Origin of the sequence: Methyloversatilis sp., assembly GCF_965284615.1 — a bacterium.
Lineage (GTDB): Bacteria > Pseudomonadota > Gammaproteobacteria > Burkholderiales > Rhodocyclaceae > Methyloversatilis.
Map to the genome: position 1 here is coordinate 3,177,203 of NZ_OZ260098.1, position 25,197 is coordinate 3,202,399.

Here is a 25,197-nt window from a genome sequence, read left to right on the forward strand (position 1 = left end):
GTCAACACCCGGAGATCGAATGTCCGAACTCGGCAAAGGCAACAAGTCCGCCACGGTCAGCCTGTCGGTCGGCGAAGTCGCCGCACGCAGCGGCGTCGCCGTGTTGACACTGCACTTCTATGAAAGCCGCGGCCTCATACAGAGCACGCGCAACGCCGGCAACCAGCGGCGCTATCCGCGTTCGGTGCTGCGCCGCGTCGCGGTAATCAAGGTCGCGCAGCGCATGGGCATTCCGCTGGCCGTGATTGCGGAAGCGCTACAGGCATTGCCCAACCGGCGCACGCCCACGGTTGCCGACTGGCGCCGCCTGTCGGCCCGCTGGCAGCAGGATCTGGACGCACGCATCCACACGCTCACGCAATTGCGCGACCAGCTCGACGGCTGCATCGGCTGCGGCTGCCTGTCGCTCAAGGCCTGCCCGCTGCGTAACGCGCAGGACACGCTGGCCGGTGAAGGCGCCGGACCGCACTTCGACGAAGGACGCTGAAGGCGAAGCGCCCGATTCGCTCCGCACCCTTGATTCGCGCGCGATGTAACGGGGCGCACCTTTTCGCGTCGGTGCGGGAGTACATCGGGCATGCGCGTTGTCTTACACGGGCACGCATCCGAATCACCGAGACTGATGCAGTGCACTTGCGACGTCCGGCAGCAGCGATGCGCCACGCCGCGCGCACGAACAACTCGGTGCCGCGCAGGACGCGGCCCGCACACCGGAGAGCACACATCATGAAAAAGACACTCATCCTGCTGACTGCCGGCGCCCTCGTCGTCACCGGCTGCGCCAACATGACCGAAACGCAGAAGCGGACCACGATAGGCACCGGCGTCGGTGCCGCAGCGGGCGCGGCGCTGGGCAGCGCGGTCGGCGGCAGCGGCGGCGCCACGCGCAGCGGTGCGCTGATCGGCGCCGCGGTCGGCGGCATCGGCACCTATATCTGGTCGCAGAAGATGGAAGAACAGAAGCGGGCGATGGAACAGGCGACCGCCGGCACCGGCGTCGATGTGGTGCAGACCGCCGACAACCAGCTGAAGCTCGAAATCCCGAGCGACATTTCATTCGACGTCGGCCGCGCCGACATCAAGCCGAACTTCCGCCCCGTGCTCGACCGCTTCGCACAGACGCTGAACGCCAACCCCACCACCTCGGTGCGCATCATCGGTCACACCGACAGTACCGGCAGCGACGCCGTGAACGATCCGCTGTCGGTCAATCGGGCGGCCAGCGCACGCAACTATCTGGCCGACCGCGGCGTCGCGTCGTCACGCATCGTGATCGACGGCCGCGGCTCGCACGAACCGCTGGCCGACAACGGCAGCGAAGCGGGCCGCGCCAAGAACCGCCGCGTCGAAATCTTCGTCGGCGAACCGGGCAAGTAAGTCCTGACCGATGAAGGAAGGCCGGGCGGCACGCGTTGCCCGGCCCGACGACTACAGAGGTGATCATGTACCGGAATGCCGCACGCCTGCTCCTCGTTCTGTGTGCCCTGCTCGCGCTGTCAGGCTGTGCCGGCCTGACCACGCGCGACCCGATGCGGGTCAATCTGGTCCGGCTGGAACCGCTGCAGGGTGAAGGATTCGAATTGCGCTTCGCACTGAAGCTGCGGGTGCAGAACCCGAACGACCATCCGATCGACTACGACGGCCTGGCGCTGCAGCTCGACGTGAACGACCGGACCTTCGCCACCGGTGTCAGCGACGCGCGCGGCAGCGTGCCGCGTTTTGGCGAGGCGGTGGTGAGCGTACCGGTCACCGTGTCGGCCCTGTCGGCCTTCCGTCAGGCGCTGGAGCTGGGCAGCGGCGCCGACCTCGACCGCCTGCCCTACACGCTGAGCGGCAAGCTCGGCGGTGGTCCTTTCGGCGTGCAGCGCTTCAGCGAAAGAGGCACGCTCAGCCTTCCGGCGGCAGCTGGCGGAAATCCTTAACGCCGAGCGCGCAGCGAGGTATTCGCGTCAGATCGGCAGGCGCTCGTGAAACGTGATCAGGTTGCCGTCGCCGTCGAGCACGGCGAACTCCCGCGTGCCCCAGGGCGTGTCATGCAGCGGTGCATTGGGATGGACGATGCCCTGCTGCGTACAGTGGGCGAACAGTGCATCCACGCCCTCGACGGCGATGCGGCAGCCGGTCGCTTCGGCGATGCGCCGGTCGCTGCAGGCCCAGAAATGGATATGAATACCGCCCAGCGCCACGATGCCGTAGACGCCCTGGTCTGCATGCACCGCCGTTGCGCCCAGACGCTTCACGTAGAAATCGACGGTCTGCAGGATGTCGAGCGACGCCAGCACCGGCGTCGCCGCAACGAAGCGGATATCGCTCATCGGCGGGTCCGATGCAGCAGCGCCCGATGGAGCAGGCACTGCACGCTCAGCGCTTCTGTCCGAAGTAGAAGCCGATCACCAGCGTGAGCAACGGAGGAACGATCTGCTGGCAGGCTTCGAACAGCTTCTGCGCACGGTCGGCGCTGCCCGCATCGGCCCAGTAGTACATCGCCATCGCGAGCATGAATACCAGCGCCAGCGCGGTCAGCACGACGGAACCGAAGTAGAGGTGACGGCTGTCCTGATCCTTGCCGTTGAGACGCGCGATCAGCGCCATCATGACGATCACGATGAACAATTCGCCTGCCGCAAAAAGCAGAACGTTATCCATGGAGCCTCCGTTGAGCGTGGCCAGGCTGGGCGAGATGACCATGTCCGCTATTGTTGTTGATCGGGTGGCCGGCATCATCACACGGCGACGACATGGATTTCAATCTGCATCTGCACAAGTGCTGCCGGCGCGGCAGCGATCGGCTCAGCGCTCCATCACATAGCCGCCCGGCGCCGGCGCCAGTTCGGGGAAATCCGCGGTGGCCGCCGGACGTGCCTTCACCAGCTTGCCGGCACGCGGCTTGAGCCAGGCCATCCAGTCCTCCCACCAGCTCCCGGGCTGCGCGTCGTTGTGCGCCAGCCAGCCATCGGCGCGGTCGGCGCGATGCACCTCGGCCGCGCGGTAGCTGCGCTTGGGCGGCGTCACGACCGGGTTGACGATGCCCAGGATGTGGCCCGAACTGGACAGCACGAAGCGCTTGTCGCCCGCCAGATGTCGATGGATGCGGAAGGCCTGCTGCCACGGCGCGATGTGATCGTCCTCGGCCGCCACCGCATACAGCGGCTGGGCGATGCGGTGCAGGTCGAGCGGCTCGCCAGCCACGGTCAGCGCGTCCGGCTTGATCAGCTTGTTGTGCAGGTAGAGCTCGCGCAGATACCAGCCGTGCATGGCCTGCGGCATGCGCGTAGCGTCCATGTTCCAGTAAAGCACGTCGAAGGGCGGCGGCGTTTCGCCGTACAGCCAGCCATTGACGACGTAGTTCCAGATCAGGCTGTTGGACCGCAGCAGGCGGAAGGAGGCGGCCATTTCCTTGCCGTCGAGATAGCCCTTCTGTGCCATCGCGTCGCACAGCGAACGCACGCTGGATTCGTCGATGAACACCTCGATCTCGCCCGGCGCGCGGAAGTCGATCAGCGTGGTGAGCAAGGTCCAGTCGGCGACCGGCACCTCGTCCGGCTCGAAGCGGCGATTGGCCCACGCCATGTACATCGCCAGCGCGGTGCCACCGATGCAGTAGCCGACCGCGTGCACCTTCGGCGCGCCGGTCAGCGCGCGCGCGGTTTCGACCGCGGCGTGTACGCCTTCGAGCAGGTAGTCGTCGAAGGTGACGTCACGCATCGAGGCATCGGGGTTCTTCCAGCTGGTGATGAACACGTCCAACCCCTGGTCGAGCAGGTAGCGGATCATGCTTTTCTTCGGCGCCAGATCGAGTACGTAGAACTTGTTGATCCACGGCGTCACGATCACCACCGGTTGCGTATGCACCTTCGCCTGTGTCGGCGTGTAGTGGATCAGTTCCAGCAGGCGGTTGCGCATCACCACCGCACCCGGCGTGGTCGCCAGGTTCTCGCCGACCTTGAAGTCGTCCGGATCGGTCATGCGCACGTCGCCGGCTTTCAGGTCGTCGAGGAAGTTGCGGAAACCGCGCACCAGGCTCTCGCCGTGCGTTTCCATCGCCTTGCGCAGCGCCACCGGATTGGTGAACAGGTAGTTGGTCGGCGCCACCGCGTTGAGCCAGTTGCGCCACCAGAACGCCGCGCGTTCGCGGTCCTTCTCCGACATGCCCGGCGTGTCGTACAGCATGTCCTGGGTGTGACGGGTGAAGGCGAGGTACCACTCCTTCATCAGGTCGAAGGTGGGCAGGTCGGTCCACGCCGGATCGGCGAAGCGCGCATCACCCTCTGTGACCGGAATCGGATCGGTGTCGGGCAGGCCGAGCAGCCGGTTCAGCGTGTGCTGCTGCAGCCGCCACAGATCGGACGACAGGCTGACCAGGCGGTCACTCAGTTCCTTCGGGTGCGCCACCCACGCCAGCTGCGCGTGCAGGATGGGCGCGGTCATGCCGAAGGGGTCGGTCGAGCGCGCAATGCCGTCGAGCAGTTCGTGAAAGGTCTGATGCCACAGTTCGACCGGCCCGGCCGGGGTGGCCCCGTTCTCGGCGTCGTTCTCGTACGGGCTGCGGGAAGTGTGGTTCATGATGCGGGACTCCTGATGACATCGACCTCGGGTCACTGTACGCCGATCGCCTGGTCGAATACCTTGCTGAATGCCTCGAAATTCTCGATGTGCGGCATATGGCCCAGGCCCGGCAGTTCGAACAGCACGGCGCCCGGAATCGACGCCGCCGCCGTCCGGCCCAGCCGGTCGTAGCGCCCCAGTTCGTACTCGACGCCAGGACGCATCCAGTTGCGGCCCGGTCCGGTACGGTCGCGGGTGCCGATGATGAGGCTGACCGGCACCGACAGATCCCCGAACTCTGTCACAACTGGCTGGGTGAAGATCATGTCGTAGGTCAAGGCATTGACCCAGGCGACCTGATCTCGGTCAGGCCCCTGCGTCTGCCCGATCATGAAACGGGTGAGCGCCGCGTAGCGCGTGTTCCACTGACCGTCGTAATAGTTGTCGCGCTGGTACTTGGCGATGCTGTCGGCCGTCTGCTTCCGTTCGATGCCGTAAAAGAAATCGGTGTCCTTGTGCTCGACATACTTCAGGTAGTTCTCCAGCCCGATCGGATTCACCAGCACCAGGCGCTGCACCGCCTGCGGATACATCAGTGCGAAACGGCTGGCCAGCATGCCGCCCATCGAATGGCCAACGACGATGGAGCGCTCGATGCCGAGCGAAGTCATCAGCGCGCGGGTGTGGCGAGCCAGCACCGGAAAGGAATACTGGTAATGGACCGGTTTGGAGGATTTGCCGAAACCGATCTGGTCCGGAATGAGCACGCCGTAGCCCAGCTTCTGCAGATGGCGCGCCGTGCCCGCCCAGTAATCGGCGTTGAAGTTCTTGCCATGCAGCAAGGTGACCACCGGCTTGCCAGCGTCGCCCGGAAGATGGATGTAAGCCATCTCGAGCGATTGCCCCTGCGACGACAGCGCGAAGAACTTCACGTCGAACGCATAGGCATAGCCGCCGAGCCGAGCGTCGTAAGACAGCGTCAACACGTCTTGGGCGCGGGCCGGGGAAGAAAGCGGCAACAGCGCCGCGAACAAAAAGGCGCACAGTCTGGGCAGGAACACTGGATTCTCCGTATCGGCACACCCCGGTCAACGCGAGGTCGCCGCCGGGGTTCCGGAGCAGTGTAGGCGAGTCGCGTGACGCCGGCGTTCAGCCGCCGCTGAGCGCCTGCACGATGACCAGTTCCCCGTCGGCATCGGCTGCCTGTGCCAGATCGCGCACCTGCTGTCCGTCGACGAAAAAGCGGATGTGCCGGCGTATCCGTCCCTGCTCGTCGATCATGCGGAAGGCGATGCCGGGGTACTGCAGGTCGAGCGCGGCCACCACCTCGGCCAGCGTCGCGCCGTCGGCTTCAGCGTGCGCGCTGTCGGTGTAGGAACGCAGCGCACTCGGTATCAGCACCTTCATGTGGCCGGCCGCTCAGCCACCTCGACCGCGTAGATGTCCGGCAGATGGCGCGCGATGCAGTGCCAGTGCGCGCCCTCGTCGCTGCTCGCCCATAGTTCGCCGCTGGTGGTGCCGAAGTAAAGTCCGACCGAGGGCTGGCTGTCTGCCGTCATCGCCTGCCGCTTCACCGTCCACCAGGCCTGTTCCGCCGGCAAGCCGGCGTCCTGACGCTGCCATTGCTCACCACCATCGCGGGTGACGAATACCGCCGGCTTCCCGCCCGGGCTGGTGCGCGGCCACACGGCGGTGCCGTCCATCGGGAACACCCAGGCGGTGTCCGGATCGCGCGGGTGCACCACCATCGGGAAACCGATATCGCCCACCTCGGCCGGCATGCCACCGCCGATGCGCCGCCAGCGCGTGGCCGGCCGGTCGAGCCGGTAGATGCCGCAGTGGTTCTGCTGGTAGAGCCGGTCCGGGTTGGCCGGGCACTGGCGGATGCAGTGCGGATCGTGAAAGGTGGGCTGCGTCACGTCGAAGCCCTCCACCACTTCGAGACCGTCGATCAGCGGCGCGAAGCTGCGACCGGCGTCGAAGGATTCATGCACGCCGCCGCCCGACATCGCCATATACATATGCGTCGGGTCGCGCGGGTCGATGATGATGGAGTGCAGCTTCGGACCGTCGGGCGTGCCGTCCTGCGCCGTGCCCATCCACTTCAGGTACTGCGGGTCGTCATTGATCGACGAACACGGCGCCCAGTTCGCTCCGCCGTCCTCCGAGCGGAACAACCCCTGCGGACTGGTGCCGGCATACCAGACGCCCGGCTGACTCGCGTGTCCGGGCGTAAGCCAAAAGGTGTGATCGACGCTGCGGCCCGCGCCGCCTTCGACCTTCGCGAAGGCTGGCGGCCGCGCCGCTTCGGTCCATGTGCGGCCGAAGTCGGTCGAGCGGAAGATGGTCGGGCCGAGATGCCCGGTCTTGGCCGCCGCCAGCAGCGTGCGGCCGTCACGCGGATCGAGCACCAGGTGGCTGATGATGTGGCCGAGGAAGTGCGGGCCATCGACCCGCCAAGTCCTGCGTTCGGCGTCGCCGTGATAGAGCCAGGCGCCTTTGCGGGTGGCGACCAGCAGGGTGACCGCGGATGGGGATGACATGGGTTCTCCTCCTTGTCTCGTCAGGGGCCGGTGCGCAGACAGCGCTGCACGCCGGGACTGTCAGGTTGACGAAGCACGCGCCGGCATTTCGACATCGCCGGCCGCCATCGTTGCAGCTTTCGCGCCCCGGTCGCAAGATGACGTCATCGCATCGCCCCGGAGTTCCCATGCGTGTACTGGTCACCAACGCCGGCGACAACTTCCGCGTCAAGGCCTACGCCGGCACCAGCGGCGTGCTGCTGGCGATGGACGTCAACGCATCGCGACGCGCCGGCCTGCTCGGCTTTGCGATCGAGCAGAAGGAAGGCACGAAGAAGTGGCAGTGGCTGCTGAACAGCCTCACCTTCCCGGGCCGCGCGCACACGCTGGAAAAATGGGCGGCCACCCCGAGCAATCTGGCACCGATACAGAAGTTCCGCTGGGCCGATTACAGCATCGCGCCCGGCACGCGCTGCCGCTACCGCGTGCATCTGGTGTACGGCAGCGTCGAGCGGCCTGAATTGGGCGAGTCACTGGAACTGGCAGTCACCACCGACGACGGCAAGCCCAGGGGCCACGGTGTGGTGTTCAACCGGGCGGTTGCCGCCAGCCAGGCCTTCGGCCGCAGGTTTCCCGAGCTCGACGCGCTGCTGAGCCGCACGGAGAACAAGGACCTGCCGATCGAGAAATGGCCGGCCGCGCCGCGCGACTGGCTGCAGAACGGTCTGCTCGACCGGCTGCTCGCCTTCATCGCCCGCGCGAAGGACTCGACCTGGGCGCTGGAAATCGCGATCTATGAATACGAACTGAAGGCCATCGCCAGCGCCGTGCGGGCTGCGCACCGGCGCGGCGCGCAGGTGCGCGTGCTTTATCACGGCAAGGCCGGCGACGAACAGACGGTGCAGAACGAGGCGGCGCTGAAATCGATTCCGAAGGCGAAGAAGCGGGCTCGCCTCACTTCTAAGATCTTTCACCACAAGTACATCGTGCTGAGCAAGCTCAGCCGCAGCGGCGTCCGCACGCCGCGCGCTGTGCTGTGCGGCAGTACCAATTTCACGGAGAACGGCGTGTACCGGCAGGCCAATGTCGTGCATACCGTTGACGACAAGGCGGTGGCGGCCGACTATCTGGCGCTGTTCGAACAGATCTGGGCGACGCCCGGCGACGTCGCCGCCACCCGTGCATGGATCAACGAACACAACCCGGTCGCGCCGACAGGCCGCATCTGGACCGGCTTCTCGCCGCGCTCTGGCGGCGGCGATCTTGCCGCCTTCGCCGACCTGATTAACGGCGCCCGACGCGACCTGCTGTTCGCCACCGCCTTCGCGCTGCCCGAGCCGATACTCGACGCCCTGCTCGGCAAGGCCAACGACCAGGTGCTGCGCTACGGCATCCAGAACAGCGCCAGCCGCATCACCGGCTTCCACGCCGACCGCAGCGCAGAGTTCACCACGCCCGCACTGCTGACAAGCGGACTGGAAGGTTGGGTCAAGGAAGGCCTGCGCGGTCAGCGCGGCAACCTGCTGGTGCACCTGAAAGCCATCGTCACCGACTTCACCACCGACCAGCCGGTCATCCTCAGCGGCAGCCACAACCTCAGCGCCTCGGCCAGCAGCGGCAACGACGAGAACGTGCTCGTCATCCGCGGCGACACCGACCTCGCCGACCGCTACGGGCTGGAAGTGCTGCGCTTCTACGAGCACTACCGCTTCCGCTATTACGCGAAGCTGCTGAAGCTGAAGGAGGCGAAACCGCTGTCGCCGGACGACAGCTGGGCGGACGCCTACTACCGCAAGGGCAATCTGAAAATGCTGTCCAGGCTGCGCTTCTCCGGTCGCTGAAGCGCTGCGCTCATGCGCGAGCCGATATCTCCCAGCACACCGCCGTGAAGCGCACCGTTTCGCCGTCTTGGTAGGGCCGGAAAGCTTCGTGCAGCGCCTCGGTCACGCGTGCGCGGGTGTCTGCGTCGGTCTGCCGCAGCGCTACGCCCACCGGGCCGAGCAGCGTGAAATAGCGTTCGAGCTCGGCAGCGGGCAGCGCGCAGTTGACGTCGAGCGGATGGATGTCGATGTCCTGCCAGCCGCTGTGCGCCAGCACCTCGCCAACGAACGTCCGGTCGGCAAAGGCGAACTGGCCCGGCGCGCCCGGGCGACGCGCCGGCAGGCCGGGCAGCAGCGGCGCCGCGGCGCGCTCGGCGGTGGTCATGAAGGCGTTCTCGTCGCTGCCGCGCCAGACGATGGCGTGCAGCGCACCGCCGCTGCTCAGCGCCGCGCGCAGGTGAGCAAACGCATCGACCGGGCGCTCGAAGAACATGACGCCGAAGCGCGACACGATGAGGTCGGCGACGCCGGGCGCGAAAGCATGCCGCGCGGCGTCGGCGCAGACGAAGCGTGCGGCCGAAGCGCTGGCCAGCGCGCGGGCACGGGCCGCGGCGATCATCGGCGCCGACACGTTGACACCGATACAGTGCGCCCCGCTGCCCAGCGCCTCGGCCAGCGCCAGCGTGGTGGCGCCGGTGCCGCAGCCGATGTCGATCACGCTGCGCGCGGAGCGCGTCCGTGCCACCTCGACCAGCCGTTCGGAAAAAGGCGCGAACAGCGCATCGAGCAGCGGCTGCGCCTGCACCCAACCGTCGGCGGCCGGACCGTTCCACAAGGCGATCTGCGCGTCGGCGCACGTATCTGAAGCATCCATCGTCGTCTCCCGTGACTTGCCCGCAACGTGCGGTGTGAGCACTATGCAAATTCAAGTTGACTTGAGGTCAAGCCCATGAGCGATCTGGATATCGCCGAAGTGGCGCAACGCGCCGGCGTCACCGCGGCGACCCTGCGTTTCTACGAGGAAAAGGGGCTGATACGTTCGATCGGACGGCGCGGTCTGCGCCGCGTATTCGGCAACGACGTGCTGGAGCGGCTGGCGCTGATATCGATCGGCCGCGCTGCCGGCTTCTCGCTGGACGAGATCGGCCGCATGTTCGCACCGGGCGGCACGCTGGACATCGACCGCCGCCTATTGGCCGAACGCGCCGACGAACTCGAACGCACGATACGCAGGCTGAGCGCGCTGCGCGACGGCCTCCGTCACGCCGCCGTCTGCCCTGCGCCGAGCCACCTGGAATGCCCGACATTCCGCCGCATCCTGCGCGCAGCGGAATCGAAGTCGCTGGCGCGACGCCTTCCGTCGCCCCGCAAAACGGTCTGAACTCAACCCGCAGCGCGCCGCCCGAAGTCGGCCGCGTCGATGCCGAACCAAGCCACACCCGGCGTCTTCTCGACGACGATGCACTCGCCGTCGAGCCGGTAGGTCAGTTGCAGGTGGTGACGCGGACTGGACAGCACCGCCGGATTGAATACCGCAAAGTTCTCGCCCTCAGGCCGGCGCACCGACTGCACCACCAGGCCGGGATGACCTTCGCGGTGAATGCGCGCGCCGACCGACTGCGGGAAGCTGTAATCGAGCGGATGCAGCAGATCCGGCCAGTCGGCCGTGAGTGGACGGAAGTCGAGCAGCGCAGCGGCGCAGCCCACGACATAGACCTTGCGCTCGGCCGCCACCGATTCGCGTTCGAAACCGGCGTCAGCCAGCAGGCCGTTGCGCCAGTGCCAGGCAGACTCATAGACCGTGGTATCGACCGACTCCGAGCCGTACCACACGCCGTGGCGACCGTCGGAAAAGCGACTGGCCTGCCAGTTCTGGAAAGGCCAGGCGATGGCATTGAACCACTCGGCGTCCTCGAACGGACGGTGCAGCACCGGAGTGGGCGAACGGTAGGGCGGCGGCTTGGCGTCGCTCTCCACTTTCTGCGCCAGCGCCCACTCGGCCGGATCGTCGGTGAGATCGTCGAACAGGTCCTGCGAACTGCGCAGCGACACGATGTTGCGGAACACGTCGCGCTGCACCTCGGCCAGCGCAAGGCGGGCGAACAGATCGCCGAGACTCACTGGCCGCGCGCCCGATCCAGGTAGGCGCGCACCATCAGCAACCCGGCAAAGCCCCATTCCTTCACCACCTCGACCGGGGTGAGATTGTCGAACGCACGGTTGCGCGTGCTCATCCAGCGGTAAGCGAGGTCGCGGTTCTGAGGAAACAGCAGGCGGAGGTTCTTGTGTATGCCCAGCAGGTGACCGACGCGCTCATACTGGTCGCGGCTGGTGCCGATCGGCTCGCCGCGCCGGTAGCGCGCCAGCGCCGCCCGGTTGCTGGCGGCGATGCCCAGCAGCGCGGCCTGGTCTTCGGTGCCGAGCTTCCAGTGGTCGAGCAGGGTCATGATCATGCGGGCCAGCGCGCCCCGGTCTTCCGAAGCGCTGATTCCCTTGTCTGCGACGGCGCCCATGGCAGGTATCCCCGGTGAAATCGAATCAGCTTGAAGCATAGCCCATTTGTTTCGATTCACACCTTATTTGTTTCCATGGAAACAAATGTAGTCTAACCCGCTGCGTCAGTCAGCGCGGCGACGCGTCAGCCATCGTCTCACCCATGCGCACCGTACGGCCCGGCAGCCAGTCGGCACGGGCGCGCAGCACGCCCTGAGGGAACAGCATGACGACGGTCGAGCCGAGCAGGAAACGTCCCATCTCCTCGCCCCGAGCGAGCCGGATGTCCTGATCGTCGTAACGCCACTCGCGCAGCTTGCCGGTGCGCGGCGGATTGATCAGCCCATGCCACACGGTCTGCATGCTGCCGACCACCATGGCGCCGACCAGTGTCAGCACGAAGGGGCCGAAGTCCGAATCGAACAGGCAGACCACACGTTCATTGCGCGCGAACAGGCCGGGCACGCCCGCCACCGTCGCCGGGTTCACCGAATACAGGCTGCCCGGCACATGGATCATGCGCCGGAGCCGGCCCGCACAGGGCATGTGAATGCGGTGGTAGTCCTTGGGACTCAGGTAGATGGAGATCGCTTCGCCGCCGTCGAATCGATCGACCAGCGCCGCGTCGCCGCCCACCAGGGCACGCGCGCTGTAAGGGTGTCCCTTCACCTGCAGCAAGGTGTCGCCATCGAGCTTCACGCAGTCGATCACAGTGCCGTTGACCGGGCTGACGAAGGGCGAGTCGGCCAGCGGACGGGCACCTTCGCGCAGCGCACGGGTGAAGAAATCGTTGAAGCAGGCATAGTCCGCCGGGTCGGGCCGGGCCGCCTCGCTCATGTCCACGCCGTACTTGCGGATGAACCAGGGAATGATGCCGCGGGTCCAGGGTGCGCGCGAATTCGCCACGAATTCGGCGAAACGCGTCAGTGCCTGCTTGGGCATGCCGTGCTGGGCCAGCACGAAAAGGCGATCACGAAGATCAGGTGACGGCATTGTCGGGTCTCATGTGGGGGCGCCTCCCCGGGCGGATACGCAGGACGGATGGCGACACGGCCGCGAACTGCTCGACAGGAAAGCCCCGATTTTCTGGCCCCGCATATTAATTGAAGCATGGGCCACCGGCATGTGCCGCACCGACCGGTGCCCGAGCCGTCTGCCGGTCAGCCGGTCGCAGAACGGCATCGCCACCGCCGGTCGGACGCGCTATCGAAGCCCATGTCCCGATGCTAGGCTCATAACTTCATCCAACCCGACGCCCAGGCTGGCTCGCCGCAGCGTGCAGCCGCACGGGTGTCATTGAAAGAGGAGCGGAACATGAAGAGAGCCACTTCGGCATTGCTTTGCCTCGGCCTGATCGCCAGTCCCTGCGCATGGTCCGCCAGCGGACAGATCGACAGCTTCGGCGCCAGCCAGACCACGGTGCAGGCCGGCAGCACGGTGGATTTCTTCGTGTCCTTCAGCGTGAACACCTCGTCGCGTAACGACGGCGGGAATGATCCGGTCGAACCGACACCGGTCGAGGGGTACCAGGAATGGATGATGAACTGGTACTGGTACGAGGCTGAAACGGTGACGGCCGTCTATCTGCAGGCCGCCGGCCAGAACTTCAACGACTATCCCTCGGCAGCGCCCGGCAGCGGTTATTCCAACGGCTGGACCTTCTCGCTGCTGTTCCCGACTGCCGGCACCTTCGATATCGCCGTCGGCGGCGGCTGGAGCGCGACCAACTCGACCTCGTCGGGCAGCGAGATCGCATCCCGCACCTGCATGAGCGACGAAGGCGGCGGGCTGAGCTGCTCGTCGTGGCAGTACAGCTATCCGCAATACGACGACTTCTCGTCAACCGACGGTTCATTCGATGGCAAGTCGATCACCATCAACGTGACAGCGGTGCCCGAGCCGATGACGGCCGCACTCTGGCTGGCCGGCCTGGGATGCCTGCTGACCGCCAGCCGCCGCCGGCGCCCCTGAACCAGCCGGCCTCCTCGCCAGCTGGAGGCATCACACCGGAACACGCGAGGCGCCGGGCGCCGGAGCCTGCACGGGACGGCCGGTAACGGCACGCGCCCGGCACAGGGACGGGCACAATGCGACGACATGGCAACATCTTCGCGCAGGCGCAGTCTGCCTGCAGCAAGGTGTCGGCCGCCCTTGCGTACCCTGTGCAGGCCCCGTCTCCGTCCAGCTTCCATCGCACGCGCATGAGCAAGACCCAGCCCTCCAACCGACTCGCCGCCTCCGCCACCATCCGCGTCCGCGGTGCCAGTGAACACAATCTGAAAGACATCGACGTCGATCTGCCGCGCGATGCGCTGGTGGCGTTTTCCGGTGTATCCGGGTCCGGCAAGTCCTCGCTCGCCTTCGGCACGCTGTATGCCGAGGCGCAGCGGCGCTATCTGGAATCGGTGGCGCCGTATGCACGGCGGCTGATTGATCAGGCTGGCGTACCGGACGTCAACAGCATCGAAGGCCTGCCGCCGGCGGTGGCGCTGCAGCAGCAGCGCGGCACGCCGGGCGCGCGCTCGTCGGTAGGCAGCGTGACCACGCTGTCCAGCCTGCTGCGCCTGCTGTATTCGCGAGCCGGCCGCTATCCCGCGCGCCAGCCCATGCTGCAGGCCGAGGACTTCTCGCCCAACACGCCACAGGGCGCCTGCCCGAACTGCCACGGTCTGGGTCGCGTGTTCGAGGTGAGCGAAGAGACGCTGGTGCTCGACCCGTCGCTGACCATACGTGACGGCGCAGTCAGCGCGTGGCCGCCGGCCTGGCACGGTCAGAATCTGCGCGACATCCTGGTCAGCCTGGGCATCGACATCGACACGCCGTGGGCAAAGCTGCCGCGCAAGGTGCGGGACTGGATCCTGTTCACCGACGAACAGCCGGTGGTACCGGTCTATGCCGGCTTCACCCCGGAGGAAACGCGCGTCGCGCTGCGGCGGAAGATGGAGCCGAGCTATCAGGGCACCTTCACCAGCGCCCGCCGCTACGTGCTACACACCTTCGCCAGCACGCAGAGCACGCTGATGCGCAAACGCGTGTCGCGCTACATGCGGGCCGCCGACTGCCCGATGTGCGCCGGCAAGCGGCTCAAGCCGGAAGCGCTGGCGGTCACCTTCGCCGGGCTGGACATCGGTGCGCTGTCGCGCCAGCCGCTATCCGAGGTGGTGCGCCTGCTCGCACCGGCCGTCGCCGGCGAGGCGGATGCCCGGCAGCCGGAGGAAAAGCGCCTCGCCGCACAGAGGCTGGCCGGCGAAGTGGTCAACCGCATCGAAGTGCTGCTGCGGCTGGGTCTGGGCTATCTGACGCTGGAACGCAGCACGCCCACGCTGTCGCCAGGTGAGCTGCAGCGGCTCAGGCTGGCCACCCAGTTGCGCTCGCAGCTTTTCGGCGTCGTCTATGTGCTGGACGAACCGTCCGCCGGTCTGCATCCGGCCGACGGCGAGGCGCTGTTCGACGCCCTGCTGCAGCTGAAGCAGGCGGGCAACAGCGTGTTCGTGGTCGAGCACGACCTCGACATGATCCGCCGCGCCGACTGGGTGGTCGATGTCGGCCCGGGCGCAGGCACCGAGGGCGGAGACATCGTCTACAGCGGCCCGCCCGCCGGTCTGACCACGGTAAAGTCGTCGGCGACCGCGCGCTTCCTGAAGTCCGACCAGCCGCCGGCGCGCACACCGCGAACGCCATCAGGCTGGCTGTCGCTGCACGACGTGAGCCGCAACAACCTGGACCGGCTGGACGCGCGCATCCCGCTCGGCGTGCTGTGTGCGGTGACCGGCCTGTCCGGCTCCGGCAAGTCCAGCCTGATCAGCCAGGCCCTGGTCGAACTGGTGGCGGAGCACCTGGGCCACGTGGTCGAGGCCGAGCCCGAGCACGACGACGGCGAGCAGCCGCCGGTGAACACCGCGCCGACCGAAGGCCGGCTGGGCGAAGGCGCGGACGCGATCCGCCGGCTGGTGCGCATCGACCAGAAGCCGATCGGCCGCACGCCGCGCTCCAACCTCGCCACCTACACCGGCCTGTTCGACGAGGTGCGCAAGCTGTTCGCACAGACACCCGCCGCCCGCAAGCGTGGCTTCGACGCCGGACGCTTCTCGTTCAACGTGGCCAGGGGTCGCTGCCCGACCTGCGAGGGCGAAGGCTTCGTCAGCGTCGAACTGCTGTTCATGCCCGGCGTGTACGCGCCCTGCGCCGAATGCCAAGGCACCCGCTACAACCCGTCCACGCTGGCCGTGACCTGGCAGGGACGCAACATCGCCGAGGTGCTGGACCTCACCGTGGACCAGGCCTGCGAGGTGTTCGCCAGCGAGCCGAGGGTACTCGCCCCGCTAATGCTGCTGAGCCGGCTCGGCCTGGGCTACCTTCGGCTGGGCCAGCCGGCGACCGAACTGTCGGGCGGCGAGGCGCAGCGCATCAAGCTCGCCACCGAACTGCAGCGCAGCGGACGAGGCGGCACGCTGTACGTGCTGGACGAGCCGACCACCGGCCTGCATCCAGCCGACGTCGAACGCCTGCTCGCCCAGCTCGAAGTGCTGGTCGATGGCGGCAACAGCGTGGTGCTGGTCGAGCACGACATGCGACTGGTGGCGCGGGCTGACTGGGTGATCGACATGGGCCCGGGCGCTGGCGCCGAGGGTGGGCGCATCGTCGCCGAGGGGCGGCCGGCCGACGTGGCGCGAGCGAAAGGCAGCCGCACCGCGCCCTATCTGCGGCGGGCGCTGGAAGGCGGGCGCGGAAAAGAGTGAGAGGTCCGGTCGGACCTCTGCGTCAGGCGTAGGTGTCGATGATGTTCTGACTGGAGGGCGCCGGCTGCGGTGTCGGCAGCGCCTGCAGTAGCTGTGCGGCGTTCGACGCCTGGATGTCGAGTGCCTTCCTGAGCACCAGGGTGCCGGCGGCGTCGGCCACCTTCTGTTGCGACATCGAGGTGGCGGCGCTGGCGATTGAAGATACGTCCATATGATTCCTCCTGCGCCGACAACCGGCGCGCTGACAGTCTTAACGACGCGCAGCGCGCCGGCTTGAACGCGGACCGATCACTGCCGCTCGCATCACGCCGCGGCGTCAGCATCCGCCACGATCATGCCCGCGGCCACCGTGTTGTAGGTGCTGTCGTCGATGACGACGAAAGCGCCGGTCGAGCGGTTCAGCACATAGGGATCGGCGAACACCGGATGCGCCAGCTTGAAGCGCACGCGGGCGATGTCGTTCATCACAAGCCGTTCGGCGGGCATACGGTCCAGCGTGTTCACGTCAAGCCGGTGATCGATGGCCACCAGCTTCGCCCTGACCTCGCGCGTCGTGTGGCGGATCAGATAGGTGCGGGCGCGGTCCATCGGCAGATCCGACAGCCAGCACAGGTCGGCAGTGATCTGGCGCAGCACCTGCGGCGCTTGCTCGGGCGCCACGATCATGTCGCCGCGCGACACGTCGATGTCGTCGTCGAGCAAAAGCGCGACCGACTGTTCGGCGCCGGCGTGCGCAAGCGCTTCGCCGCCGATCTCGATGGCCTTGACCCGCGTGCGCAGGCCGGAAGGCAGCACGCTGACCGCGTCACCGACCGCGATGCGGCCGGCCTCGACCCGACCCATGAAGCCGCGATAGTCGTGCAGCGCGGGATTCGCCGCGTCCTGCGGCCGACACACCCACTGCACCGGAAAGCGGAACGGGTGCGCGTGCGGCGCCGCCGCTGACGGCGCGCTTTCCAGCATCTCCATCAACGTGGGCCCGTCGTACCAGTGAAGGTGCTCGCCACGGTCGACCACCATGTCGCCGCGCAGGGCGGACATCGGCACGAAGCGCGCCGGCCCGATGCCGGCGCCGGCCGCGAACGCGAGGAAGTCGTCGCGGATGCGCTCGAACACCGGCTGCGCGAAATCGACCAGATCCATCTTGTTCACCGCCACCAACAGCTGCGGAATGCCGAGCAGCGCCGCCAGCTGTGCATGGCGACGGGTCTGCGTCAGCACGCCGCGGCGCGCGTCGATCAGGATGATGGCCAGATCGGCGGTCGAGGCCGCGGTGACCATGTTGCGCGTGTACTGCTCGTGTCCCGGCGCGTCAGCGATGATGAACTTGCGCCGACCCGACGAGAAATAGCGGTAGGCCACATCGATGGTGATGCCCTGCTCCCGCTCGGCCTGCAGGCCGTCGGTCAGCAGCGACAGGTCGATCGCTTCCATGCCGCGTCGTGCCGACGTGCGCTCAATCGCCTGCAGCGTGTCGGCGAGGATGGCCCGGCTGTCGTGCAGCAGGCGACCGATCAGCGTGCTCTTGCCATCGTTGACGCTGCCACAGGTCAGGAAACGCAGCAGGCCCTTGTCTTCAGAAGTATTCATATGCGGTCCTCGATGCCGGGTCGCAGTGCGACCGGTACTCAGAAATAGCCTTCACGCTTGCGCTGTTCCATCGACGCGTCGCCGGTCTGGTCGTCCAGTCGCGTCGCGCCGCGCTCCGTCAGGTCGGTACTCGCGGTCTCGATCACGATGCGCGCGACCGTGTCGGCCTCCGACTCGACCGGCGCCGTGCAGGAGATGTCGCCGACGGTACGGAAACGCACCCGCCGCACGACGATCTGTTCCCCTGGCCGTGGCAGGCTGGTCAGCTCACCGCTGGCCAGCGGCACGTTTACAGGCACCGGCAGGCCGTTGCGCAACACCACCTCGCGCTCGTGCGCGAAATAGATGCTCGGCAAGGCCAGGTGCTCGCGCTCGATGTACTGCCAGACATCGAGTTCGGTCCAGTTCGAGATCGGGAAGGCGCGCACGTGCTCGCCTGCATGGGTGCGGGCGTTGTAGAGGTTCCACAGTTCCGGCCGCTGGTTCTTCGGGTCCCACTGACCGAACTCGTCGCGGAAACTCATGATGCGTTCCTTGGCGCGCGCCTTTTCCTCGTCGCGCCGCGCGCCGCCGATGCAGCCATCGAAGCCGAATTCCTCGATCGCTTCGAGCAGCGTGACCGACTGATGCCGGTTGCGCGATTCGTCGGCGTGCTTGAGTACGACCGAACCGCGGTGGATCGAATCGTTGACCGAGCGCACGATGAGCCGCTCACCCAGTTCGGCGGCGCGACGGTCGCGAAACTCGATCACCTCGCGGTAGTTGTGGCCGGTATCGATGTGCAGCAGCGGGAAGGGAAAGCGTCCGGGCCGGAAGGCCTTCTCGGCGATGCGCAGCAGGCAGACCGAATCCTTGCCGCCTGAGAACAGCAGCGCCGGGCGGGCGCACTGGCCCGCCACCTCCCGCATGATGTGGATAGCTTCGGCCTCAAGCCAGTCCAGATGCGACAGCCGGGCGTCTTCGCGGAGCGCGGGCAGGGGTGCATTCATGACAGGAACCTCACTGGACGGAAACGGCGGACGGTGCGGACGCCGCGCCGCACGAGATGAAGGGGAGCGAGAGCCACTGACCGTCTGCGTAGCGCAGCATCCGGGCGCCGTCGAAGCGCCACAGATGCAGCCAGCCGTTGTCGACCAGTTGGCGCACCACGGCATGCTTGTCGAGCACGCGTTCGATGGCCGCCGCCGGCGCGTCGATCGCGACGGTCAGGCGCACCGGCTCGTGCACCCAGCGCTCGCCGTCGTGCAGTGACTGCCGCGACAGGCCGATGCGCAGATCGCCACCGTTGCCTTCGAACACGCCAATGCGCCCGCCGACGACGTTGTGCAGCAGCTTGTTGCCGCTGCCGAAGTGCGCGGGCGCGCAGGTCGAGGCGTGGTACTGCCAGTTGATCCAGTGCGTCACCAGCATCGGCGCCGTCATCAGCAGTTCGAGCAGACTGCCGTCAGCATCGCGCGCGCTGTCGTAGTCGTGCAGGAAGGTGCGCCCGCCAAGCACGGTCGCTTCACTGCGCGCACGCGGCGCAATGATGAAGGCGGCATTGCCGGCCAAGCCCCACTCCGGCCGCGTCTGCGCGCCATCGTTGGCACGGCGGCGCAAGCGCTCGAGCAGCTCGCCGTGACCGGCACGCGGATCCAGGCCAAGGCTGGCAGCACGCTCGCGCCTGACCTGGTCGCCGGCCTGAGCGAACACCGGCGCCAGATGTTCCCAGCGCATGCGGGCGTCGGCCGGCAGCAGGTCGAGATCGAAACCTTCTATCTCGTCGGTCGTCGTGTTGTGCAGCCCGGCGACGAAAGCCGTGTGCGCCGGAATGTTGATACCGCGCTGCGCCAGTGCCGCACGCAAACCGGCGTCATTGAGCAGGCGTGCCAGCGCACGGGCATTCACCTCGCCGGTCTGGCCGCAGCAGGCACCGCAATCGAGCGCCGCAGCGTGCGCGTTGTTAGCGCTCTGGCTGCCGTGACCGATCAGCAGCACCAGCGGCGCAAGTTCTCGCTGCAGTCCCATCGCTCGCAGCACGCGCTCGGCCAGCACTACCCGTGCGTCGGGGTCCAACCCGTCCAGGGTCGGACGGCACAGTGCGCGATAGCGCGACGGCAGACCGTCGAGGTCGTCGCGAAGACGTGCCTCGCGCGACGGATGCAGCCAGCGCGCCAGCTTGCCGACGTAGCCGACGCCGGCCGCCTCGACAAAGGAGAAAGCCGCGCCTGGCCAACGACTCGCCGAGCGCCAGGAGCGCCGACCGGCGAACTGACGCTGCCGCGCCGTGGCCGCCTCGACATCGAGCGGATCGCCGTCACTGCCCGTGTCGATGCGGTCTGTCACCTCGATCACCGGGGCCAGCAGACCGGGCAGTTGCGGACGGCGGGCGGCGGTGGCAAACGGCGTGTAGGCGATGGGCAGACCGAAGAAGCCGGCAAAGCCGAGCGTGCGGATACCGGGCCATGCCGCTTCGAGCGCCCGGCGCATCGGCTCGCTGCGCACGTCGATGCAGAAGGCTGCCTGGACTTCAGGCACCGTCATCGGTGCAGCCAGCGCTTGCGGACTGCTGGCGCTGGCCAGCCGCTGTGCCAGATCGCGCTGGTAGGCGGCGTCGAGCGCCGATTGCCATATTTCATCGATGCGCAGCATGTCCTCGGCGCGGGCGAGTGTCGCCGGCGCTTCGGCCCAGGCGGCCTGCACCGCGACAAAGGAGCGCTCGGCCGACTTGTCGCAGCGGCCTTCGAGCAGCAGCGCCCCCCAGGCCAGCCGGATGGCCAGCAGATCGCGCAGGTGCGGGTCCGCACCGCCGCGCTGCGCGGCTTCCCAACCGAGATAGGCACACCACGATGCCCAGCCGTTCACCGTCAGCAGCACCGCTTCGAGGTAGTCGGCCCAGACCTGCTCCGGCAGCCCCAGACGCTGCAGCACCCAGCGCTCGGCCTCGACGCGGTCAACCGGCAGCGCGTGCAGCCGCCGGCTCAGATCGGGCAGACCCATCAGCACGCCGATGCCGTGGTCGTGGCTCAGCGTGTCGCGCCAGAATTCATACAGCCCACCGCTGCGCTCCGGCTGCCAGTCGGCCTGATGCTCGTCGAAATAGGCGGCGCAGGTCTGGCTGACCTGATGGGTGATGGCCTGCCGCCAGGACAGTCGCTGATGGCGAGCCGGGTCGTCGTCGAGCACGTCGATCAGCAGCGGCAAGCGCGGCAGTTCGGGCGCCTGATCAAGCGCGGCGACGCAGGCGACTGGATCCAGTCCGGCCGTCGTGCCCAGCGGTAGCGAGGTCAGCGCAGCCGCCAGGTCGGCGTCGGTGATGCGACCGCTGCGCCGGGCCTGCCGGAAAAGCTCGCGCGACGGGAATACCGGGATACCGGCCAGCACCGCCATTCGTGCCGCGACCGTGCGAACGCTGTGGCCGATGCGCGACCAGTGCGGATTGACGGCGATCGCCCGGTCCAGCGGCCAGGCTGGCGCGATCGCCGCACAGGCGGCGGAACAGGCGGCATCGATACGGCGCTGCAGCAGGTCGTCATGCGGCGCATCGATCGGTGCGACGAGGTCGCAGGGCGGCTGCCTGCGGACGGCTTCGGGGGCAGAGGTCTGCATGATCTTCTCCAGGCGATCGAATCAGGGCTGTGCGGAGGCCAGGCCGGCGTCGCCGGTGCGTGGTGCGGCGACCGGCGGAATCCAGCGGGTCGGCCACAGCGTCAGCGCGAGGCGGGTGTAGAACTCATCGACGTAGAAGCCGGCATAGCTCAGACGTCGCCACGCGGACAGCCACTGCGGCCGCGTCTGCAGCACCACCATCCAGCCATACAGCAGCGTCATGCCGGCCAGCGTGACGAGGCCGGCGACCTCGTCGGGCCGGTCGTTCAGTCCGAGTGGCAGGCGATGCGCGATACCAGCGGCCAGCGTCAATCCGGCCACGGCGACAAGGCCGGTGACGCCCTGCCAGAGCGCAGCACGCGTGCGCTCGGTGGCAGCCGGCAACCACAGCAGCGGCGCCCAGGCCAGTGCCAGCACCAGCGTCCACCATTGCGGCCAGTGCGCACCCACGAGCCACGCTGTCGCCAGTACGGCCGCACCAGTGACGAGCGGCGCCAGCAGCAGGCTGGGCAACGCGGCACGCTGTTCGCCCAGCATCATGCGCAGCCGCGTATCCCGAACCACGCCGGAGGCGGCGAGAAAGGCGTGCGCCTTGTAGAGCGAGTGGCCGATCAGGTGCAGCGCTGCGAACATGTACAGGCCGAGGCCGCACTCGAGCACCATGAAACCCATCTGCGCCACGGTGGACCAGGCCAGCCTCACCTTGATGCTCACCCGCGTCAGCATGACCATGCCGGCCAGCAGTGCGGTGGCCAGACCGGCGATCACCAGCAGCCAGCGGGCGGCCGGTACCGCGTCGAGCAGCGGCGAGAAGCGGATCAGCACGACGCCGCCCAGATTGACGACGCCGGCGTGCAGCAGGGCCGACACCGGGGTCGGCGCCTCCATCACCTGGATGATCCAGCCGTGCGCCGGCAGCAGAGCGGTGCGCAGGATGACGGCGATGGCGACGCACAGCGCGCTCGCCTGCAGCGCCGGAGACGCGCCGTGCGCGTCCAGGTGACGCCACAGTTCCGACAGCGAACCGCTGCCCACCTCGTTCCAGGCCAGCGCCGCGCCGGCGATCAGCAGGACATCGGCGAGGCGGTCTGCGAGATTCTTCTTGTGCGCCGCCAGCAGCGCGAACGGGCGGTCACCGTAGAAGCACAGCAGTCGCTGCAGCGCGATGCCGACCAGCGCCCAGGCAGCGATCAGCAGAACCCAGTGATCGGCGATCAGCATCAGATGCACCGCGACCAGTACGCCCGACAACGCCGCCACGTAGCGGCGCTGCCCGACCTCGCCCTGCAGATAGCGCGACGAGAACACGCCGATGACGGTACCCACCGCCTGCACCAGGATGGCCATCGCCGCGGTAAAGGGGCCGAGCGCGATCCAGCCGTCGAGGCGCGGTCCGGGCAGACCGGCCGCCAGCCATAGCAGCAGCGGCGTCGCCAGCGACGCGAGCAGCGCAACCACGGACAGTTGCGTGAAGCGGCGCCACAAGCGCGCATCCTCGTGACCAAGCAGACGGCTCAGCAATAGCGGCAGGGACATCAGCAGGGCGGGCAGCAGCGCGCCGGCCCCCGATTTCAGACTGAATGGATCCATTCCACATCTCCTCGATAGCACTGGCATCGATGATGTGGCGCTGCAACCGTTCTGTAAAATACAATGAATCGAATATTTCGTTCTTTTTAATGAAACAATGAATCTCGAACAGCTCAACTTCCATCACCTGCTCTACTTCTGGCGCGTCGCCCGGACCGGCCACCTGACGCGCGCGGCACAGGAACTGCACGTGTCGCAGTCGGCACTGTCGGCGCAGATCCGCCAGCTCGAAGAGCGCCTCGGCGAGCCACTGTTCGAGCGCAGCGGACGCAGTCTGATACTGACCCACACCGGGCAGATGGTGATGTCCTACGCCGAGGACATCTTCGGACTGGGCCAGGAAATGCTGGGCCGGCTGCAGGGCCGCGCCGACGGGATGATCCGGCTGCGGGTCGGCAGCGTCGCCACGCTGTCGCGCAACTACCAGGAGAACTGGATACGGCCGCTGCTGACCGATCCGACGGTCGTGCTGACGCTGGAATCGGGCCAGCTCGACGGACTGGTCAACCGGCTGATCACGCATCAGCTCGATGTCGTGCTCGCCAACGAAGCGGTCGCTGCCGACGCGAATCGTCCGCTCCACTGCCGCTTCCTCGGCAGCCAGGAAATATGTCTGGTCGGCCCGGCCACCCGCGGCCGGACCAAGGCGATGCGCCTGCCGGACGATCTCGACGGCGTCAACGTCGCGCTGCCCGGTCCGCGCCACGCGCTGCGCGCGCAGTTCGACGCCTTGTGCATGGCGGCCGGCGTCCGCCCCCGGCTGCGCGCCGAGGTCGACGACATGGCCATGCTGCGCCTGATCGCCCGAGACAGCGGCTGGCTCACCGTGCTGCCCGAGGTGGTGGTGCAGGACGAACTGCGCACCGGCACCCTGGTGATGCTGGGCCGCTCGGCCGAGCTGCGAGAGCACTTCTACGCCATCACGACGGCCCACCGTCACCGCATCGAGCGGCTCGAAAGCCTGCTCGCGGGATCCAGCCCGCCGCCCGAACAACCGGCGGGCGGCCGATGAGGTCAGGCGTACCGCCATCCATTACCATCCTGTTGCAACTGCAACATGCCGCAACGGCTGTCGCACAGACGATTGACACGCCGGCGCGATGATCCGCAATGCACCGTACCGTCTTGCGGTGCCGGAAAGGTGATCGATCATGAATTCGCAGAGGGCAGCGGCCGCCGCACTGGCACTCGGACTGCTCGCGACCAGCAATGCGTGGGCGGACCGCGGCCATCGTCACGGTCATCGTCACGGACGCACCCACGTTGACATCGGCGTGGGCTTCGTCTTCGGGTCGGGCCATTACCGCCCCTGGTACGGCCCGTCGCCCTTCTACTACCCCCCGCCCTACTACTACGGTCCGGCCTACTATCCGCCGGTGGTGATCGAGCGCGCGCCGCCGGTCTATGTCGAACGCGATCCGCAGCCGGTCGCTCCGGCGCCGTCGATGTCGCCCCCACCGCCGCCGCCGAGCACCTGGTATTACTGCGCATCGGTTGACGGCTACTACCCCTACGTCACGGAATGCCCGGAAGGCTGGCAGAGCGTCGCTGCACAGCCGCCGCGATGAGGTGCGGGCGATGAACAGGCTTCAACGGGCAGCACTTGCTGCGCTGACCCTCACCCTGCTTGCCGGCTGCGCGACGACGCCCAGCGGTCCGAGCGTGATGGCACTGCCGGGCAGTGGAAAGAGCTTCGACCAGTTCCGTCACGACGATGCGCTGTGCCGCGAATACGCGCGCGAACAGACCGGCGGCACCGATGCCAGCGAAGCCGCCCGCGACGCCGGCGTGCGCAGCGCAGCCGTCGGTACCGCGGTCGGCGCCGCTGCAGGTGCGTTGATCGGAGGCCGTGAAGGTGCCGGCGTCGGCGCCGGTACAGGACTGCTGATGGGCGGCGCCATCGGCAGCGACGCGGCACAGAGTTCGGCCCGCGGCACGCAGCGCAGCTATGACCAGGCCTACATCCAGTGCATGTACGCGAAGGGGCAGCGCGTGCCGACCTCTGGCCGCTTCGCCGACCGCGGCACCGGCGCGTCAGCACCTGCGTCCGCGCCGGCATTGCCGGGACGGGCGAATGCGCCCTATCCGCCGCCTCCACCGGGGCATCAGCCGCCCGCCGCGTCGGCACCGCCCACTGCGGCGCAGTCCGGACGCGGCAACTGGTACTACTGCGCGTCGGCGCGCGAGTACTACCCCTATGTCAGAACCTGCCGGGAAGGATGGCAGGTGGTCGAAGCCAGTCCGCCGCCAGCGACGCGCTGACGGCGTTCAGGTGGCACGACGCTGCGTGCCCGCGATAACGAAAAAGGC

At 67.5% G+C, this 25,197-nt stretch carries 25 protein-coding genes; 10 read left to right on the forward strand and 15 right to left on the reverse strand.

Annotated features, from left to right (window positions below):
• Window positions 1-19 precede the first annotated feature (19 nt).
• The 3 genes from soxR to ACQ66H_RS15085 all read left to right on the forward strand — a co-directional run bounded on the left by soxR (window position 20) and on the right by ACQ66H_RS15085 (window position 1,922).
• Complete coding sequence (soxR, locus tag ACQ66H_RS15075; protein WP_430434681.1) at window positions 20-487, forward strand: redox-sensitive transcriptional activator SoxR; 468 nt, start codon at window positions 20-22, stop codon at window positions 485-487.
• 239 nt (window positions 488-726) lie between these two features.
• The gene (locus ACQ66H_RS15080; protein ID WP_430434682.1) at window positions 727-1,377 is read left to right on the forward strand and encodes an OmpA family protein; all 651 of its coding nucleotides are present in this window, start codon (window positions 727-729) and stop codon (window positions 1,375-1,377) included.
• 65 nt (window positions 1,378-1,442) lie between these two features.
• Window positions 1,443-1,922 carry an LEA type 2 family protein gene (locus ACQ66H_RS15085; protein WP_430434683.1) on the forward strand — a complete coding sequence of 160 codons (480 nt, stop codon included), beginning with the start codon at window positions 1,443-1,445 and terminating at the stop codon, window positions 1,920-1,922.
• Window positions 1,923-1,949: 27 nt separating this feature from the next.
• On the opposite strand, the gene ACQ66H_RS15090 is transcribed toward ACQ66H_RS15085, so the two are convergent.
• From ACQ66H_RS15090 to ACQ66H_RS15115, 6 genes are all read right to left on the reverse strand, one after another.
• Window positions 1,950-2,315, reverse strand: coding sequence for a bleomycin resistance protein (locus tag ACQ66H_RS15090; protein ID WP_430434684.1), 366 nt, complete (start codon window positions 2,313-2,315; stop codon window positions 1,950-1,952).
• 46 nt (window positions 2,316-2,361) lie between these two features.
• Window positions 2,362-2,646, reverse strand: a complete 285-nt coding sequence (locus ACQ66H_RS15095) for a hypothetical protein (RefSeq protein WP_304002237.1) — start codon at window positions 2,644-2,646, stop codon at window positions 2,362-2,364.
• 144 nt (window positions 2,647-2,790) lie between these two features.
• The gene (locus ACQ66H_RS15100; protein WP_430434685.1) at window positions 2,791-4,563 is read right to left on the reverse strand and encodes a PHA/PHB synthase family protein; all 1,773 of its coding nucleotides are present in this window, start codon (window positions 4,561-4,563) and stop codon (window positions 2,791-2,793) included.
• A gap of 32 nt (window positions 4,564-4,595) precedes the next feature.
• Window positions 4,596-5,606 carry an alpha/beta fold hydrolase gene (locus tag ACQ66H_RS15105; protein WP_430434686.1) on the reverse strand — a complete coding sequence of 337 codons (1,011 nt, stop codon included), beginning with the start codon at window positions 5,604-5,606 and terminating at the stop codon, window positions 4,596-4,598.
• Window positions 5,607-5,694: 88 nt separating this feature from the next.
• Window positions 5,695-5,952: a MoaD/ThiS family protein gene (locus ACQ66H_RS15110; protein WP_341928682.1), complete on the reverse strand. Its 258-nt coding sequence runs from the start codon at window positions 5,950-5,952 to the stop codon at window positions 5,695-5,697.
• Window positions 5,949-7,088, reverse strand: a complete 1,140-nt coding sequence (locus ACQ66H_RS15115; RefSeq protein WP_430434687.1) for a WD40/YVTN/BNR-like repeat-containing protein — start codon at window positions 7,086-7,088, stop codon at window positions 5,949-5,951. Before ACQ66H_RS15115 ends, ACQ66H_RS15110 begins: the two co-directional genes overlap by 4 nt.
• 167 nt (window positions 7,089-7,255) lie before the next feature.
• Here ACQ66H_RS15115 and ACQ66H_RS15120 point away from each other — a divergent pair, with 167 nt between their 5' ends.
• Window positions 7,256-8,908: a phospholipase D-like domain-containing protein gene (locus tag ACQ66H_RS15120; protein WP_430434688.1), complete on the forward strand. Its 1,653-nt coding sequence runs from the start codon at window positions 7,256-7,258 to the stop codon at window positions 8,906-8,908.
• Window positions 8,909-8,918: 10 nt separating this feature from the next.
• Here ACQ66H_RS15120 and ACQ66H_RS15125 read toward each other — a convergent pair whose 3' ends face one another.
• Entirely contained in the window at window positions 8,919-9,761 is an 843-nt protein-coding gene (locus tag ACQ66H_RS15125) for a class I SAM-dependent methyltransferase (RefSeq protein ID WP_430434689.1), read from the reverse strand.
• A gap of 75 nt (window positions 9,762-9,836) precedes the next feature.
• Here ACQ66H_RS15125 and ACQ66H_RS15130 point away from each other — a divergent pair, with 75 nt between their 5' ends.
• Window positions 9,837-10,268, forward strand: a complete 432-nt coding sequence (locus tag ACQ66H_RS15130) for a helix-turn-helix domain-containing protein (RefSeq protein ID WP_430434690.1) — start codon at window positions 9,837-9,839, stop codon at window positions 10,266-10,268.
• 2 nt (window positions 10,269-10,270) lie between these two features.
• Here the strand turns inward: ACQ66H_RS15130 and ACQ66H_RS15135 are convergent, their stop codons facing one another.
• The 3 genes from ACQ66H_RS15135 to asd form a co-directional block, all read right to left on the reverse strand.
• The gene (locus ACQ66H_RS15135) at window positions 10,271-11,008 is read right to left on the reverse strand and encodes an RES family NAD+ phosphorylase (RefSeq protein WP_019917355.1); all 738 of its coding nucleotides are present in this window, start codon (window positions 11,006-11,008) and stop codon (window positions 10,271-10,273) included.
• On the reverse strand, window positions 11,005-11,400 hold the full coding sequence (locus ACQ66H_RS15140; RefSeq protein ID WP_019917354.1) for an MbcA/ParS/Xre antitoxin family protein: 396 nt from the start codon (window positions 11,398-11,400) through the stop codon (window positions 11,005-11,007). The genes ACQ66H_RS15135 and ACQ66H_RS15140 overlap by 4 nt, the downstream gene beginning before the upstream one ends.
• A gap of 109 nt (window positions 11,401-11,509) precedes the next feature.
• Window positions 11,510-12,373, reverse strand: a complete 864-nt coding sequence (asd, locus tag ACQ66H_RS15145) for an archaetidylserine decarboxylase (protein WP_430434691.1) — start codon at window positions 12,371-12,373, stop codon at window positions 11,510-11,512.
• A gap of 321 nt (window positions 12,374-12,694) precedes the next feature.
• Between asd and ACQ66H_RS15150 the strand changes: the two genes are divergently transcribed.
• Window positions 12,695-13,351, forward strand: coding sequence for a PEP-CTERM sorting domain-containing protein (locus ACQ66H_RS15150; RefSeq protein ID WP_232419843.1), 657 nt, complete (start codon window positions 12,695-12,697; stop codon window positions 13,349-13,351).
• Between the two features lie 230 nt (window positions 13,352-13,581).
• Entirely contained in the window at window positions 13,582-16,119 is a 2,538-nt protein-coding gene (locus ACQ66H_RS15155) for an excinuclease ABC subunit A (RefSeq protein WP_430434692.1), read from the forward strand.
• Window positions 16,120-16,141: 22 nt separating this feature from the next.
• On the opposite strand, the gene ACQ66H_RS15160 is transcribed toward ACQ66H_RS15155, so the two are convergent.
• The 5 genes from ACQ66H_RS15160 to ACQ66H_RS15180 all read right to left on the reverse strand — a co-directional run bounded on the left by ACQ66H_RS15160 (window position 16,142) and on the right by ACQ66H_RS15180 (window position 22,887).
• Window positions 16,142-16,330, reverse strand: coding sequence for a YjfB family protein (locus ACQ66H_RS15160; RefSeq protein ID WP_430434693.1), 189 nt, complete (start codon window positions 16,328-16,330; stop codon window positions 16,142-16,144).
• A 92-nt stretch (window positions 16,331-16,422) separates the two neighbouring features.
• Window positions 16,423-17,709, reverse strand: coding sequence for a sulfate adenylyltransferase subunit 1 (locus ACQ66H_RS15165; RefSeq protein WP_430434694.1), 1,287 nt, complete (start codon window positions 17,707-17,709; stop codon window positions 16,423-16,425).
• Window positions 17,710-17,747: 38 nt separating this feature from the next.
• Entirely contained in the window at window positions 17,748-18,698 is a 951-nt protein-coding gene (gene cysD, locus ACQ66H_RS15170) for a sulfate adenylyltransferase subunit CysD (protein ID WP_430434695.1), read from the reverse strand.
• A gap of 10 nt (window positions 18,699-18,708) precedes the next feature.
• Complete coding sequence (locus tag ACQ66H_RS15175) at window positions 18,709-21,297, reverse strand: YbcC family protein (protein WP_430434696.1); 2,589 nt, start codon at window positions 21,295-21,297, stop codon at window positions 18,709-18,711.
• Window positions 21,298-21,318: 21 nt separating this feature from the next.
• Complete coding sequence (locus tag ACQ66H_RS15180) at window positions 21,319-22,887, reverse strand: NADH-quinone oxidoreductase subunit L (RefSeq protein WP_430434697.1); 1,569 nt, start codon at window positions 22,885-22,887, stop codon at window positions 21,319-21,321.
• 97 nt (window positions 22,888-22,984) lie between these two features.
• On the opposite strand from ACQ66H_RS15180, the gene ACQ66H_RS15185 reads away from it, so the two are divergent.
• From ACQ66H_RS15185 to ACQ66H_RS15195, 3 genes are all read left to right on the forward strand, one after another.
• Window positions 22,985-23,899 carry a LysR family transcriptional regulator gene (locus ACQ66H_RS15185; protein WP_430434698.1) on the forward strand — a complete coding sequence of 305 codons (915 nt, stop codon included), beginning with the start codon at window positions 22,985-22,987 and terminating at the stop codon, window positions 23,897-23,899.
• Window positions 23,900-24,038: 139 nt separating this feature from the next.
• Window positions 24,039-24,455: a hypothetical protein gene (locus ACQ66H_RS15190; RefSeq protein WP_296812741.1), complete on the forward strand. Its 417-nt coding sequence runs from the start codon at window positions 24,039-24,041 to the stop codon at window positions 24,453-24,455.
• A 10-nt stretch (window positions 24,456-24,465) separates the two neighbouring features.
• A complete protein-coding gene (locus tag ACQ66H_RS15195) occupies window positions 24,466-25,149 on the forward strand; it encodes a YMGG-like glycine zipper-containing protein (RefSeq protein WP_430434699.1) in 684 nt (227 codons plus the stop codon).
• Window positions 25,150-25,197 lie beyond the last annotated feature (48 nt).